A 13,494-nucleotide genomic window follows, 5' to 3' on the forward strand; every position below is an offset into this window, starting at 1 on the left:
GGGCACCTCTTCCCAGCAACGGCGCAATCATGCATTCTGGACACGGACGCGGTTCCGACAAAGAAGTCGGGGGAGGGGCCGCGGTCCGTTGATGACCGGTCTCGCCATAGTTGGGGAATGGCGTGGCCGCCCGGGCCGTTTCCCGTCCAGCAGCAGGAAATGGGGATCCAGCCGTTATGCACAGTACCCTCGTCGGTCATCGTGACCTTCCATCGCAATCGGCCAGGGTGTGACGTCCGTGGACCGCAACGTTATCCAGCACCGGCTTAAGATCCACGTTCACATCGATGAGCGCCTGCAGACCGCCAGCATCGAGGTGCGCGGTACGCTGACGGTGGCCAACCTGCGCGCACTGTACGTCATCGCGCGCAGGACCAGTGCCTTGCTGCCCGGCCGGGAAATCGTCATTGACCTCACCCATGCGAGGGCTGCAACCGAAGCCGTCAACGTTCTTCACGACCCCGTCCAGCTCAACAATCTCGCCGTCTCGTCCGGCAACAAGGGGCTGCTGTGCCCGCTGCGGATCCTGGATCCGCCGCACCCGCATGGCAGCAATACCAATGGCGGCCATGCACCCGCAGCCCTGGACCACACCCGCAAGAGCTATCCGCTCAAAGGAGAGCCCCTGCGAACCCAGCCTGTAAAGGGCGAGCAGACCAAGAGGCGGCGCACCGGGGCCCCGCCAGCCAACCCGGTCGGCACTGGGCGTGCCGACGCATCGAAAGGCCAATCATGAAACTCACCGTCCATACGTTCGTGACCCTCGACGGCGTCATGCAGGGTCCCGGCGGCAGGGAGGAGGACACCAGCGGCGGGTTCGAATTCGGCGGTTGGCTGGTCCCGTACGTGGATGACGATTTTGGCCGCCTCGTCGACGGCTGGTTCGCTGCGGCCGACGCAATCCTGCTTGGCCGCACGACGTACCAGATGTTTCAGCCCTACTGGGAGCAGGTCACCGACCCGGACGACGCCGTGGCCGCCGCCCTGAACTCACTGCCTAAGTACGTGGTCTCAAACACCATCAGCAACCCGACGTGGAGCAACACCAGCGTCCTCTCCGGCAACTTCCTCGAGGCGATTGATGACCTCAAGTCCGGGCCGGGCCGGGAGCTGCAAGTGCATGGCAGCCACCGCCTTGCCCGGGCGCTGCATGACGCAGGGCTCGTGGACGAATACCGGATCCTTGTCTTTCCCTTGGTGCTGGGTCAAGGGAAACGGCTCTTCGACGGCGGCGCCATGCCCTCCGCTTACACCCTGGCCGGGCACAAAGCCACATCGGCCGGCGCCGTCCACCTCACCTTGGTTCCTGCGGCTTTCGGAGCCGCCGAGCTGGAAGTGGGGGAATTCGAAGTGCGGGAGGGGCGGGAGCAGATCAAGGAATAGGCCTGGCGGCGGACCTCCCGTCGGTTCAGGACAGGTTACCTAACTCCTGCGAAGCCGTTCCATTTCCCGCCGGTCCTTCTTGGTGGGCCGGCCGGCACCGCGGTCCCGCAGCGGCAGGCCGAGCTCGGCAGGGACCGGGCGCGGAGGTGTGTGGTCGGTGAAGCAGTGTGAAGCGGCCTCGGCGCCCACTCTCTTGGCGATCAGCCGGCGCACTTCGAGGATCCGCTCGTAGCCCGGCTGCCGTACACGGACCGTGTCTCCAGGCACGACGGACTGGGAGGCCTTGGCCGGGTTGCCGTTCAGCCGGACATGCCCTGCCCGGCAGGCGGCGGTAGCCGCAGACCGGGTTTTGTAGGCACGGATTGCCCACAGCCAGGCATCTATCCGGACGGTTGCTGGGGCTGAAGGAAGACTGCTCATGCTTCTGCCGAGTATATTCCCACCGCCGGGGTCGGTGGCGCCGATAATAGCGCCCTTACGGAACGCCCCGCAGGCAGGAGCGGGACGTTCCATGTCGGCAAGGCCGGATTGCTCAGGGGCTAGGAATCCGAGATGGCGGAACTGACCGCCGTCGGGCTGTCGTATTCCTTGTCTGGAAGGTTCTCAAGGGCGCTGATCACATTGCCGTCGGCGCCGGATTCCTGAGCACGTTCGACGAGCGTGTCGCGGGTGGCCGGGTAATCGATGCCGCCGAGGAATTTCTGGATCTGGATCGGGTTGGGGGTCTCGCTCATGTCAGTTCCTTTCCTTAATGATGGGTTAGGCCGTTTTCATGCGGGGTATCGGAGAGGACTACTTCGAAGGCCTCCACCCGGCGGTCCTGAACCGTGGTCGGAGACTCGAGGTGCACTGCACCTGCAGGAAGGATTCCGGCGCCGCCAAAGGATTCCATGACCCGCCACTGGGCCACTACGTCCTCGCCGCAGTGCTCGGGCGGCAGCTGCTCCCAGAAGCGGAAGCCGCCGGTTTCCTCCAGCGCCTGGCGCCGGAACATCGTGCAGCCGCCCAGCCACGCAATCTTGTAGGGCAGCCACCGCCCGGGCTCCAGGTGCAGGTCAGCACTCACATGGGTCAAGTTGGCTGCACTGTGCAGGGGCCACCGCTGGAAGGCGGGCTCATCCGGCCGGATCCGTTCCGGCCTGACCGTCCCCTCCCAGGGCTCAAATACCTCGGTCTGCTGAGGCCTGCGGTCGGAAAGGTAGGAGAGGCCCTGGGGTGCCATCCCCACGAAGCCGCAGCCGAGCTGGTCCAGGGCCTCGCTCATCCTGGCCAGAGCACCGGGCTCCAGCCACACGTCGTCGTCCAAGAAGAGCACTTTGTCCGCGCGGGCATGGTCAAGGAGGAACTGGCGCTGTTCTGCCATGCCCCGCCGCGGCAGATGCTGGAGCAGTTCGACTTCCGTGCCCTGCGCCCTGAGCAGCCGGACCATGGCCGGGACCGGCGCCAGGTCCCAGGCGGGCGATCCGTCTGACTGGTCGCTGACAACGACGCGGAATGCCGGGCTGTCCTGCGCTGCGAGGCCAGCGAGCGTGACGGCGAGTTCGGCCGTCCTGTTGCAGGTAGGGATGAGGACGTCAATGGCGGAATCCTCGGACGCTGGTCCTGTTGCCCATTGGGCAGATGTGCGGCGATTCACGGTTCACCACCTTCCGGGATATCAGGTTGTCCGGGCCGTGCACAGCTTCCCGTACCCACCTGGGCGAAGGGCTAAACGGACGACTGACGGTCCAGGCGGTCCAGACTGGATGGAGGCCTACGCCACCAGGACGGCTGCTGCAGTGTCCATGTGTTCGCGGATGGTTTTGCGGGCAAGGGACGCGTCGCCCGTTTCGATGGCGGCCACAATGTCGTGATGGCGGGCCACGCTCATGTTCTTGACGCCCTTTTCCAGCCCGGCGAACATGATCGACATCCGGATGGACCCCTCCAGCGACTCCCACGAGTGGAGCAGCGTCTCATTGCCGGTGAGCCGGCACATGGTGCGATGGAATTCGAGGTCGGATTCCACACGCTCCTCGAGGCTGCCGTGGGTGGCCTCTTCCATCGCCTGGATGGCCGACCGGAGCGAATCGATGACGCGCTGGCGGTCAGGAAGCTCGCAGAGGGTACGGGCGGCCAGGGATTCCAGCGCAGCCCGGACTGAGTAGATGTCGCGGATTTCCTTGGCGTCCAGGTGCCGGACCGACAGCCGCCCGCGGGGACCTGGGGACACAAGGCCTTCCTGCTCGAGCTGGCGCAGGGCCTCGCGAAGGGTTCCGCGACTGATCTGCAGCATCTCGGAAAGTTCGGTCTCCACCAAATGGCGGCCGGGCTCCAAGGCGCCGCTGGTGATGGCGGCGCGCAGTGCGGCCAGGGCCTGCTCGCGAAGGCTCTTCTTTTGCAGTCCCAGGAGGGACGCTGTCGTCGCGGCCATCGGATGATCTCCCAAACTCAAAGGTCGACTGTTTACAGTCTCGATGTTAACAATGATGCCACGGCAGAGGTGCGGGCTGCAGGTGCCGCCCGCACCCTCTGCAGCTGCTCAGCTGAGTTCGGCGAGGACCTTGGCCACGATCCGTTGGACGGTGAGGCCGTAGCGTTCGTGGAGGGTGGGCAGGGCGCCGGCGTCCAGGAACTGGTCCGGCAGCGCCACGGGTACCACACGCTTTCCCAGGCCGGCGGTGACCACAGTGGAGGCGACGGTTTCGAACAGGCCGCCCACCACGCTGTGGTTCTCCAAAGTCACCGCGAGCCTGTCGGTGTTGATTTCGGCCAGGACTGTGGCGGCGTCGAAGGGTTTGATGGTGGGGGTGTGGACGACGGCGACGTCCACGTTGTGTTCGGCCAGGGCTTTGGCTGCCTGCAGGGCCCGCATGGTCATGAGTCCGGAGGAGATAAACACGACGTCGTTGCCGCCCCGGAGGACCTTGGCTTTGCCGAGTTCGAAGGTGTAATCGTATTCGTCCAGGACGGTGGGGACGTTGCCGCGCAGCAGCCGCAGGTAGGTGGGTCCGTCGCTGGCGGCGAGCTGCGGGACGGCCTGCTCGATATCCAGGGAGTCACAGGGATCAACGATGGTCAGGTTGGGCATGCCCCGGAAGATCGCCATGTCCTCGGTGGCCTGGTGGCTGGGACCGTAGCCGGTGGTGAGCCCGGGCAGGCCGCCGACGATGTTGACGTTCAGGTTGGGTTCGGCGGCGTCGAGGCAGAGGAAGTCATAGGCGCGGCGCGCGGCGAACACGGAGTAGGTGGAGGCGAAAGGCACCAGGCCGGTTTCGGCGAGGCCGGCCGCTGCGCCGAAGAGCAGCTGTTCGGCCATGCCCATCTGGAAGAAGCGTTCCGGGAAGGCCTTGGCGAAGATGTGCATGTCGGTGTACTTGCCCAGGTCCGCGGTGAGGCCGACGATTTTGTCGTTGTCCTGCGCAGCTTTGACGAGGGCGTGCCCGAACGGCGCCGGGGCGGTTTTCTGGCCGGGATCGGCGAAGGAGGCGATCATGGCGGAGGTTTTGAGCTTGGGGGCGGTACCCTTCACTGCGGTGGTGGTGCTCATCGGGCAGCCTTTCCTTCGTATCCTGCGGTCAGCTGCTCGCGGCAGCTCTGCCATTCGTGTTCTTCGATGCGCATGAAGTGCGCCTTCTCGCGTTCTTCCAGCAGCGGCACGCCGCGGCCGACCTTGGTGTCGCAGAGGATCACGGAGGGACGTCCCTTGGCGGCGGCCTGCGCGGCGGCGTTGTCGAACGCGGCCAGCAGCGCGCCCATATTGTTCCCGTCCACCCGCTGGGTGTACCAGCCGAAGGATTCCCATTTCTCGGTGACCGGCTCGGTCCGCAGCACGGTGTCCGTTTTGCCGTCGGCCTGCAGGGCGTTGATGTCCACCATGGCGGTGAGGTTCCCGAGCTGGTGGTGGTGGGCGCCCATGGCCGCTTCCCAAGTGGAGCCTTCGTCCAGTTCCCCGTCGGAGAGGAAGTTATAGACCCGGGCGTTGGAGCCCTGGTAGCGCAGGCCCAGGGCCATGCCCACGGCGATGGTCAGTCCGTGGCCCAGGGAGCCGCCGGAGATTTCCATGCCGGGGGTATAGGTGGACATGCCGGACATGGGCAGCCGGGAATCATCGGAGCCGTAGGTTTCGAGTTCCTGGACCGGGACGACGCCGGCCTCGGCGAGGGCTGCGTAGTGGCCGATGGCGTAGTGGCCGGTGGAGAGAAGGAACCGGTCCCGGGCTTCCCAGTGCGGGTCCTGGGCCTTGTAGCGGAGCTGGTCGGCGTAGACCGCGGCGAACATGTCCGCTGCCCCGAGGGCCTGGCCCACATACCCCTGGCCCTGGACTTCGCCCATGTTCAGGGCGTGGTGCCGGATGCGGTAGGCGGCGGCACTGACCCGCTCGAGGCGTTCTGCGCTTAGTTCAGGCGCCGTGCCCGTGGACGTTGTTTCCTGTGTGAGGACCACAGTTCTGCCTTTCGAAAGTGGTGGATGCGTTGTGGGCGGTGCCTTCGAGGGGCCCGCTTCGGGATGCGTTCTATACGCCTGCGGGTACAGGGGTGCTTTTGGTGGCTTCGTCAGCGAGCTGGCGTTCGCGCTTGCCCCAGGTTTCCCGGGTGACCAGGGCCGCCCAGAGGCCGATGGCTGCGTAGAAGCTGAAGAGCAGGGCCGGGCCCATCCAGCCCAGTGACACGAACAGCAGGGTGGTGATGAAGGGGGTGAAGCCGGAGACCATGGCGGAGATCTGGTAGGCGAGGGAGGCTCCGGAGGAGCGGGTCTTGGCCTGGAACAGTTCGGGGAACCACGGGCCCTGGGTTCCGGCGAGGGAGTTCTGGCAGACGGCGTAGGAGATGACAATGGTGGCGATGACGAAGATGAACATTCCGGTGTTCACGAGCAGGAACATGGGGATGCCGAACAGTGCGGCAAAAAGGCAGGACCAGATGTAGAGGGGGCGGCGGCCGATCCTGTCGGTAAGCCGTGCCCAGGCCATGGTGGCGAAGATACCGACGGCGGAGGCGATGCAGAGTGCCACGAGGGTCTCGGTCTTGTCAGCCAGCTGCTGGGTGTGAAGGTAGGAAATCATGTACGTGATGGAGACGGCGTAACCGGCGGTCTCCGCGATGCGCAGGCCGATGCCCCGGACAATGCTGCGCCAGTCCGTCTTGATGACCTCGATGATCGGGTTCTTAACGATCGAGCCACTGTCCTTGACCTCGTCAAACACGGGGGACTCGGGGACCTTGGAGCGGATGATCAGGCCGACAACCACCAGAACGATGCTGGCGAGGAAGGGGACGCGCCAGGCGAGCTCGCCGCCAAGGTTCACGCTGACCAGGAAGACCAGGTTTGCCAGGAGCAGGCCGACGGGGAAGCCGGCCTGGACGATGCCGGTGTATTTGCCCTTCGACTTCCAGGGTGCGTGCTCGTAGCTCATCAGGATGGCGCCGCCCCACTCGGCGCCGAAGGCCAGGCCCTGGACGATGCGGACGAAGACCAGCAGCGCCGGAGCCAGCAGCCCGACCTGCTCGTACGTGGGCAGCAGGCCGATAAAGAAGGTGGCGATACCCATCAGGATGAGTGAGGTGACCAGGACGGGCTTACGCCCGACCTTGTCGCCCAGGTGACCGCCGATGATGCCGCCGATCGGACGGGCTGCGAAGCCAACACCCAGCGTGGCGAATGCGGCCAGCGTTCCGGTGACCGGGTCGCCGGTCGGGAAGAACGCCGTACCGAAGTACAGCGCGGCCGCGGTGCCGAAGCCGATGAAGTCATACGTCTCAATGACGGCGCCGACGCCAGAGCCGATCGCGACCCGCTTGGCGTCCTTGGTGCCATGGACATGGCCCCGCATTTTCAGAGCTTCGTTGCTCATAGTGGTTCCCTTTCGAAGAGCGGCTGAAGAGCTATCAGCGCTGTCGACTGTTAACAAGATACGTCCAGTGTGACCGGGGTCATCTTCACTGTCAACAGTCAACCTCTATAGTTGACTGTTAACAGTTGCCGGGGATATTGTGGTGCCCATCACTACCGCCTGCCGGGCGCGACCAGAGGATCAATGACGATGTTCCATTCCAGACTTGGGTGCTCATCCATCAGCTTTAGGCACCAGGACCTGCCCACCGCCCTGCGGACCATCGTCGGCCTTGGTTTCGAGGAGATCGACCTGGGCGCCCTTCCTGGCGTCTGCGATCACGTTCCTTACGAGCTGGACGCGGACGCAGTGACGGCAGTAGCCCAGGACGTGGGCGAGTCCGGGCTACGGGTCCGCTCCGTCAACGGGGACATCGGAGATCTTAACGCAGTGCTCGACGCCGGCGGGCAGGATGCGCGAGACCGTCACCTTGAGGCACTGCTTACCCTGACGGCCACAACCGGAGCCAGAGCACTGGTTCTTCCCTGTGGCGGCCTGAGCCATGGACCGGTCCGGAGCCTCGAGGAGGATCTGGACGAAATAGCTACCCAGCTGATCCGGGCCGAGCGTCGGGCTGCGGAGTTCGGCGTCGGGCTCTGGACCGAATCGCTGCACTTCCTGAGGTTTTGCTGGAACCTGGACCGTGCGGACCTGCTGGCACAGCGGCTGGCAGGCTCCGGCGTCGGAATCGTCATGGACTTCAGCCACATCGTTGCGGCCGGCGAGGATCCGCAGGAGTACCTGCGGCGCCACGTCGGCCGCATTGCCCACGTCCACCTCCGCGACGCCGTGCCGGGCAACATCAACCTCAGCATAGGCAACGGCCAGGCTGATTTCGCCGCAGGGCTGCGCTCACTGGCTGAGCAGGGCTATACCGGTCATTTCAGCCTGGAACTCGAGACCCGCGACGTAACCCATGACGAACGTCCGGCCGCCGCCGCCAAGGCAGCCAGCTTCATCACCGACGTCATCTGAACCTTTATCCCACCAAAAAACACCTCACGTACTACAAGGAGCATCATGACCACCAGTCAGCGCACCGCCGTCCTCACCGGGGCAACCTCCGAGCGGGGCATCGGCCTCAACACCGCCCGCCGCTACGCCAGCCTGGGCTGGGGCGTGGTGATCCTGGACCTCGACGGCGAGAAATCCGCGAAGGTCGCAGCCGCAATCGGCAACGAATTCAACGTCCCGGCATTCGGATACGAGATTGACGTCGCCAACGAGGACTCCGTAAACGCCGCCTACAAGGCCGTGGCCACCGAAGTCAGCTCCGGCAGCCTGCCCGCAGTCGGCGCCCTTGCCAACATCGCCGGAATTACCTCGCCGCTGCCGTTCCTGGAGACCACCCTTGAGCTCTGGCACAAGGTGATGGACGTCAACGCCACCGGCACGTACCTCGTTACCAAGGCCTTCCTGCCGGACATGATCGACAACGGCTGGGGCCGGATCGTGAACATGTCCTCCGTCTCCGCCCAGCGTGGCGGCGGCGTGTTCGGCAAGGTCCCCTACTCCTCAGCCAAGGCCGCCATCCTCGGCTTCACCAAGGCCCTGGCCCGCGAGCTTGGCGACACCGGCGTGACCGTCAATGCCATCACCCCGGGCGCCGTGGACACCAACATCCGCGTCGGCAGCACCGAGGAGCAGGAAGCCGCCATCAATGCCGGCATTCCCTTGGGCCGCAACGCCACCACCGAAGAAGTCGCTGCCGTCATCACCTTCCTGTCCTCCGAAGACTCGGCGTACCTGACCGGCACCACCATCGACATCAACGGCGGAAGCCACATGCACTGACAGTGCCGCCCAGCGCAGTCGCGTCGCAAAGCAGCACTGAACAAGCAGCACTGAACAACCTGCCCAGCCGGGCTCCGACCCAGCCTAGAGAGTCAGCCGTGACCAGAATCTTCAGCAATCCCGCGGACTTCGCCGAGGAAGCCCTCGCCGGGTTCTGCGATTTTCACTCCGGACTGGTCCGCCAGGTCCCCGGCGGCGCAGCCCGCCGCCGTCGGCCGGCGACACCCAAGGTGGCGGTCCTCGCCGGGGGAGGCTCGGGCCACTATCCGGCCTTCGCCGGGCTCGTCGGTCCGGGCTTCGCCGACGGCGCCGTCGTGGGGAACATCTTCACCTCACCGTCCGCGCAACAGGCGTACACCGTGGCCAAAGCCGCCGAGAGTGGAGCCGGTGTGGTGTTCACGTACGGCAACTACGCCGTTAGTCCACCGTGACGCGGACGCACTGGGCCACGTTGTTGCCCATGCCCTGGTAGTTCCAGTGCTGTTCGAGCGGCTGGACGGCCCCGGTGGCGTCCTTGGCCCGACACAGCAGCTCGTGCTCACCCGGGTCGGCTACCCACGGGAAGGTCCAGGCGCGCCAAGCGAACGCACCCGCCGGCTTGTCCAGCTGGGCGGGTGCCCACTTGCCGTCGATGCCCACTTCCACGCCTGTCACAGCGCCCTCACCGGACCAGGCGCGGCCGTGCAGCATGACCGGGCCCCGGGCCAGATGCCGTCGCCGCGTGTAGAAGTCGGGAATGCCCGGCGGGACCATCAGCGAACGGACCCTGATGCGCGTGACGGGTGTGCCAACGTCGTCCGCGTTGTGCTGGTAGCGGTATGCAACCGACTGCTGGAAGCCGAGGAACGGCGCCGTCACCACTTGGATGGACTGCAGCCACTTGACGCTGGCCATGCCGTACCAGCCGGGAACCACCAGCCGCAGCGGGTAACCGTGCTGCGGCGGCAGCTCGCTGCCGTTCATCTTGTACGCCACCACGACGTCGCCGCGCATCGCCTCTGCGATCGGGAGGCTGCGTGCGAACTGGTGCCGGATGCCGCCCTGGATCCCCTCATCCATTCCCGTGAAAACGACCTCAACGGCGTCGGGCCCGACGCCTGCCTGAGCGAGCAGGTAGGCCAGCGGAACCCCGGTCCACACCGCAGTGCCGACGCCCTCGGCCGTCCAGGGCTGGCTGAGCGGTCTCGGCTTCAGCAGCGACCGTCCGTTGCCTGCGCACTCCAGCGTCACCTGAACGCTGATGGCCGGGTCCCTCCTGAGGGCGCCCATGCCAAGTTCCAGTGACCGCTCCACGGCGCCGCCGATCCTCAGATGCCACGCCGAGGGATCGATGTGCGGAATGTCAAAGTGCGTCAGGACATAGTGCAGCCCGGGCGGCGTCACGTCGTAACGGAGTGCTTCCAGGGGCAGCGAGTGGTTCCGCACCGCGAGCTGCAGTTCCTCAGGCGTGAGTGGCCCGTAGGTTGGCTCCCCGGAATGCGGGGAGGGTCTGGTGGATTGGCGGCGACGGTAGGTCAGCTTGGACATGGCATTGCGATTCTGCTCGATGCGGACGGGCATGCCCCCTCCGTCACAGGTTTACGCCGCGTCCGCTACGCCGTCAATCCATATTTCTGCCCGCGCACATTCCAAGGTGCCTAGCTGCCTATGCCTCGCGCTTGGCCGGGGATTTGGTCTGGGCCGGATCGCGCTCGGCCAGGGCACCCACCGCATCATCGATCTTCTTCATGATTTCCGGCTCGAGCCTGACTCCGGAAGCCGCCACAGTATCCGCGATCTGCTCCGGACGGGACGCGCCGATGATGGCCGAGGCCACGTTCGGGTTCTGCAGCACCCAGGCCACGGCAAGCTGCGGCATCGTCAAGCCGGCTTCCCTGGCCACCGGCCGCAGTTCCTGCACCGCGGCCAGGACGTCGTCGCGCATCCAGCGCTGGATCGTCTTGGCTCCGCCCTTGTCATCGGTCGCGCGGCTGCCCTCCGGCACCGGCTTGCCGGGCAGGTACTTGCCGCTCAGCACGCCCTGCGCCATGGGGGACCACACGATCTGGGAGACGCCCAGCTCCTCCGAGGCCGGGACCACCTCTTCTTCGATGACACGCCAGAGCATGGAGTACTGCGGCTGGTTGGAGATCAGCTGGAATCCCAGCTCCGTGGCCAGTGCGTGTCCGTTCCGTAGCTGCTCCGCCGTCCATTCGCTGACGCCGATGTACAGCGCCTTGCCCTGCCGCACGATGTCCGCGAACGCCTGCATGGTCTCTTCCAGCGGCGTCTCGAAGTCGTAGCGGTGTGCCTGGTAGAGGTCCACGTAGTCCGTCTGCAGCCTGCTAAGCGAGCCGTCGATGGATTCCATGATGTGCTTGCGGGACAGCCCGAGGTCGTTCTTACCCTTCGGGCCGGTGGGACCGAAGACCTTGGTGAAGATTTCGACGGACTGGCGGCGTTCGCCTTTCAGCGCTTCACCCAGCACGGTCTCGGCGGCCGTGTTGGCGTAGACATCGGCGGTGTCAAAGGTGCTGATGCCGGCATCCAGCGCTGCCCGCACGCATTGGGTGGCGACGTCGTTCTCCACCTGCGAGCCGTGCGTCAGCCAGTTGCCGAACGTGATTTCCGAAATCTTGAAGCCGCTGTTTCCGAGGTATCTGAAGTCCATGGGTTTCACGCTAGCGGAGATGGTTGCTCGGGGTAAGGGATTCCTGAGCATCATTTGCGGCGTCTTTCATCCGCACGGGTACCCGTAAAGACGGGTTTCCCTAAAGACGGGCTTCCCTCAGGAACGGACGCGGGCTTCCGTGTGCTGGGCGAGCGAGACCATGGAGCCCGTGTCCAGAATGGCCATGTGCCCGGCGTCCGCCGGCTTCTTCTCAGGGCGCGCCGGCTCAGCCGGCTTCGCGAGTGAGGAGCTGACGGGCTGGACCTGCTTCGGAGCCTCGGCGTCCTGAGCCGCGCGGCTCGGCGTCGCAGCACCCGGCAGGCGGGCGGGCTGCGGCGGGACCTGAACGACGGGCGCGCGGCTGCCGTCGTGCAGACCCTCGTTCAGCGCGGTCTTGACGAGCGGCGCAACCTTCACCACTTCGACCACCCCTGTAATGGGCGCTTCCGGCACGGGATTGCCGAGCACGGGAGCGGTAGCCCTGGCCCGTGCCACGGCACGGGCGTCGGCGGCGGCGACCGCCTCTGCCCAGTCCCTGGCCAGGACCGGGGGCACAGGCCGCGCCGCCGTCAGCAGGGGGTGATGTGCGACGGCGTTGCGCAGCGCCTCCCGCAGTCCCGCCCGGGTCAGCAGCGCCTTCCAGTCCACTGCCGCACGGGGTGCCAGCACTGGCCGGGGCGGGCGTGGCTGCTTGGCGGTACGTTGCTTGGCAGGTCTGGCGTTGGCGGGCCGTTCCTTGGCCGGCCCAGACTGCCCGGCTTCGGGTGACACCGCAGCCTGTTGCCCGGGGGCCGGCAGACGGACAACCTCGATGGTCTCATTCCTGGGGAACCTGCCGAACAGGGCCATGACGGCCAACGCGAGCAGGCGGCTCACCCCGGCGAGCACCAGCATCACGATGAAGGCAATGAACAGCCCAAGAAACATGAGGAAAGCCACGAACACGGTGCCGAAAAAGGTCAGGTTCAGTGCAATTGTTGCCGGATCTTCCACTTCACCCTCCTAACAGCCGCCTGATGCCGCTGCAGTCCCGGCGGCCAACTGCCCTTTACCACCATACGGACTATTTACTGCCGACACGCACGCATGGCAAGGTCCGCCAGGTGTTGTTTTGAACCTGTTACAGGATGCGCTGTCCGCCGGACGCCTATAGTCGGAAACAGCATGCAACCACCACACTTTTAGGGGAATCAGTGACTCGCATCCAGTCCTATTCGGGCAACTGCCCGTGCCTCTCGGGCGAGCAGTACGTCCATTGCTGCGGCCGCTTCCACAGTGCAGCCGCGAAGGCAGCGACTGCAGAACAGCTGATGCGTTCCCGCTATACCGCCTTCGTCCTCCTGGATGCCGCATACCTCATGAACACGTGGCATCCGGATACCCGGCCCTCGGAGCTTGAACTGGATCCCGGCATTGAGTGGCGGCGGCTGGACATTCTTTCCACGCACCGCGGCGGTCCGCTGGACCACCAAGGCACCGTGGAGTTCAAGGCCCATTTCAGGCAGAACGGCGAACGGGGCGTCCAACACGAAACCAGCCGCTTCCTCAAGGCGCACGGCCAGTGGTACTACATTGATGCCGTCGTCCTTCACCAGCGTTGAACGGTTGAGCGCCCCATGCACGGTTCCCAAGATTTTTAAACCCCTAACACTGGGGCCGGCTCAAGAAATCCCAAGCTTTTTATAACTTGCTCGGCTGAACATGTTCCGAGGGGGGAGTGTAAGCAAGTTGCCAGGACCGCAGCAGCAGGGGCTTCGAGTTCTCGTACCCAACCGGGAAGGTTGGTAGGGACTGG

The 13,494-nt window shown here is 65.4% G+C and carries 15 protein-coding genes and 1 pseudogene; 6 read left to right on the plus strand and 10 right to left on the minus strand.

All coding sequences use genetic code 11. The annotated features are described in order from the left end of the window. Window positions 1–238 precede the first annotated feature (238 nt). The gene (locus tag M1E01_RS00910; protein ID WP_457973256.1) at window positions 239–736 is read left to right on the plus strand and encodes a hypothetical protein; all 498 of its coding nucleotides are present in this window, start codon (window positions 239–241) and stop codon (window positions 734–736) included. Continuing rightward, window positions 733–1,383: a dihydrofolate reductase family protein gene (locus tag M1E01_RS00915; RefSeq protein WP_457973257.1), complete on the plus strand. Its 651-nt coding sequence runs from the start codon at window positions 733–735 to the stop codon at window positions 1,381–1,383. The genes M1E01_RS00910 and M1E01_RS00915 overlap by 4 nt, the downstream gene beginning before the upstream one ends. A 39-nt stretch (window positions 1,384–1,422) precedes the next feature. On the opposite strand, the gene M1E01_RS00920 is transcribed toward M1E01_RS00915, so the two are convergent. The 7 genes from M1E01_RS00920 to M1E01_RS00950 all read right to left on the minus strand — a co-directional run bounded on the left by M1E01_RS00920 (window position 1,423) and on the right by M1E01_RS00950 (window position 7,216). Further along, window positions 1,423–1,803, minus strand: a complete 381-nt coding sequence (locus M1E01_RS00920; protein ID WP_457973258.1) for an RNA-binding S4 domain-containing protein — start codon at window positions 1,801–1,803, stop codon at window positions 1,423–1,425. Window positions 1,804–1,922: 119 nt separating this feature from the next. After that, window positions 1,923–2,117 carry a DUF2795 domain-containing protein gene (locus M1E01_RS00925; RefSeq protein ID WP_457973259.1) on the minus strand — a complete coding sequence of 65 codons (195 nt, stop codon included), beginning with the start codon at window positions 2,115–2,117 and terminating at the stop codon, window positions 1,923–1,925. Window positions 2,118–2,131: 14 nt separating this feature from the next. Then, the gene (locus M1E01_RS00930) at window positions 2,132–3,019 is read right to left on the minus strand and encodes a glycosyltransferase family 2 protein (RefSeq protein ID WP_457973260.1); all 888 of its coding nucleotides are present in this window, start codon (window positions 3,017–3,019) and stop codon (window positions 2,132–2,134) included. A 117-nt stretch (window positions 3,020–3,136) separates the two neighbouring features. After that, complete coding sequence (locus tag M1E01_RS00935; protein ID WP_457973261.1) at window positions 3,137–3,796, minus strand: GntR family transcriptional regulator; 660 nt, start codon at window positions 3,794–3,796, stop codon at window positions 3,137–3,139. 108 nt (window positions 3,797–3,904) lie between these two features. Beyond that, a complete protein-coding gene (locus M1E01_RS00940; RefSeq protein WP_457973262.1) occupies window positions 3,905–4,912 on the minus strand; it encodes a transketolase family protein in 1,008 nt (335 codons plus the stop codon). Next, window positions 4,909–5,808 (minus strand): transketolase, encoded by a 900-nt coding sequence (locus tag M1E01_RS00945; protein ID WP_457973263.1) that lies wholly within the window; start codon window positions 5,806–5,808, stop codon window positions 4,909–4,911. Before M1E01_RS00945 ends, M1E01_RS00940 begins: the two co-directional genes overlap by 4 nt. Window positions 5,809–5,878: 70 nt before the next feature. Beyond that, window positions 5,879–7,216, minus strand: a complete 1,338-nt coding sequence (locus M1E01_RS00950; protein ID WP_457973264.1) for an MFS transporter — start codon at window positions 7,214–7,216, stop codon at window positions 5,879–5,881. Between the two features lie 189 nt (window positions 7,217–7,405). Between M1E01_RS00950 and M1E01_RS00955 the strand changes: the two genes are divergently transcribed. The 3 genes and pseudogenes from M1E01_RS00955 to M1E01_RS00965 form a co-directional block, all read left to right on the plus strand. Further along, window positions 7,406–8,230, plus strand: a complete 825-nt coding sequence (locus tag M1E01_RS00955) for a sugar phosphate isomerase/epimerase family protein (RefSeq protein ID WP_457974819.1) — start codon at window positions 7,406–7,408, stop codon at window positions 8,228–8,230. A 45-nt stretch (window positions 8,231–8,275) separates the two neighbouring features. Then, window positions 8,276–9,049 carry an SDR family NAD(P)-dependent oxidoreductase gene (locus M1E01_RS00960; protein WP_457973265.1) on the plus strand — a complete coding sequence of 258 codons (774 nt, stop codon included), beginning with the start codon at window positions 8,276–8,278 and terminating at the stop codon, window positions 9,047–9,049. Window positions 9,050–9,147: 98 nt separating this feature from the next. After that, window positions 9,148–9,465: pseudogene (locus tag M1E01_RS00965) on the plus strand (dihydroxyacetone kinase subunit DhaK); the annotation flags it as partial. Window position 9,466: 1 nt separating this feature from the next. Here the strand turns inward: M1E01_RS00965 and M1E01_RS00970 are convergent. The 3 genes from M1E01_RS00970 to M1E01_RS00980 all read right to left on the minus strand — a co-directional run bounded on the left by M1E01_RS00970 (window position 9,467) and on the right by M1E01_RS00980 (window position 12,692). Further along, window positions 9,467–10,576, minus strand: a complete 1,110-nt coding sequence (locus M1E01_RS00970) for a sulfite oxidase (protein WP_457974820.1) — start codon at window positions 10,574–10,576, stop codon at window positions 9,467–9,469. A 118-nt stretch (window positions 10,577–10,694) separates the two neighbouring features. Then, window positions 10,695–11,699, minus strand: a complete 1,005-nt coding sequence (locus M1E01_RS00975) for an aldo/keto reductase family protein (protein ID WP_457973266.1) — start codon at window positions 11,697–11,699, stop codon at window positions 10,695–10,697. Between the two features lie 117 nt (window positions 11,700–11,816). Then, window positions 11,817–12,692, minus strand: a complete 876-nt coding sequence (locus tag M1E01_RS00980) for a hypothetical protein (RefSeq protein WP_457973267.1) — start codon at window positions 12,690–12,692, stop codon at window positions 11,817–11,819. A gap of 200 nt (window positions 12,693–12,892) precedes the next feature. Between M1E01_RS00980 and M1E01_RS00985 the strand changes: the two genes are divergently transcribed. Then, window positions 12,893–13,300 (plus strand): YchJ family protein, encoded by a 408-nt coding sequence (locus M1E01_RS00985; RefSeq protein ID WP_457973268.1) that lies wholly within the window; start codon window positions 12,893–12,895, stop codon window positions 13,298–13,300. The last annotated feature ends 194 nt before the right edge of the window (window positions 13,301–13,494 follow it).

It is taken from the genome of Arthrobacter sp. D1-17 (assembly GCF_054130535.1).

Excerpts from the sequence above, each read along its gene's own strand:
- M1E01_RS00955 (WP_457974819.1), top strand. The coding sequence starts at position 7,406 with ATGTTCCATTCCAGACTTGGGTGCTCATCCATCAGCTTTAGGCACCAG.
- M1E01_RS00920 (WP_457973258.1), bottom strand. The coding sequence starts at position 1,803 with ATGAGCAGTCTTCCTTCAGCCCCAGCAACCGTCCGGATAGATGCCTGG.
- M1E01_RS00950 (WP_457973264.1), bottom strand. The coding sequence starts at position 7,216 with ATGAGCAACGAAGCTCTGAAAATGCGGGGCCATGTCCATGGCACCAAG.
- M1E01_RS00970 (WP_457974820.1), bottom strand. The coding sequence starts at position 10,576 with ATGTCCAAGCTGACCTACCGTCGCCGCCAATCCACCAGACCCTCCCCG.
- M1E01_RS00975 (WP_457973266.1), bottom strand. The coding sequence starts at position 11,699 with ATGGACTTCAGATACCTCGGAAACAGCGGCTTCAAGATTTCGGAAATC.
- M1E01_RS00925 (WP_457973259.1), bottom strand. The coding sequence starts at position 2,117 with ATGAGCGAGACCCCCAACCCGATCCAGATCCAGAAATTCCTCGGCGGC.
- M1E01_RS00960 (WP_457973265.1), top strand. The coding sequence starts at position 8,276 with ATGACCACCAGTCAGCGCACCGCCGTCCTCACCGGGGCAACCTCCGAG.
- M1E01_RS00940 (WP_457973262.1), bottom strand. The coding sequence starts at position 4,912 with ATGAGCACCACCACCGCAGTGAAGGGTACCGCCCCCAAGCTCAAAACC.
- M1E01_RS00935 (WP_457973261.1), bottom strand. The coding sequence starts at position 3,796 with ATGGCCGCGACGACAGCGTCCCTCCTGGGACTGCAAAAGAAGAGCCTT.
- M1E01_RS00915 (WP_457973257.1), top strand. The coding sequence starts at position 733 with ATGAAACTCACCGTCCATACGTTCGTGACCCTCGACGGCGTCATGCAG.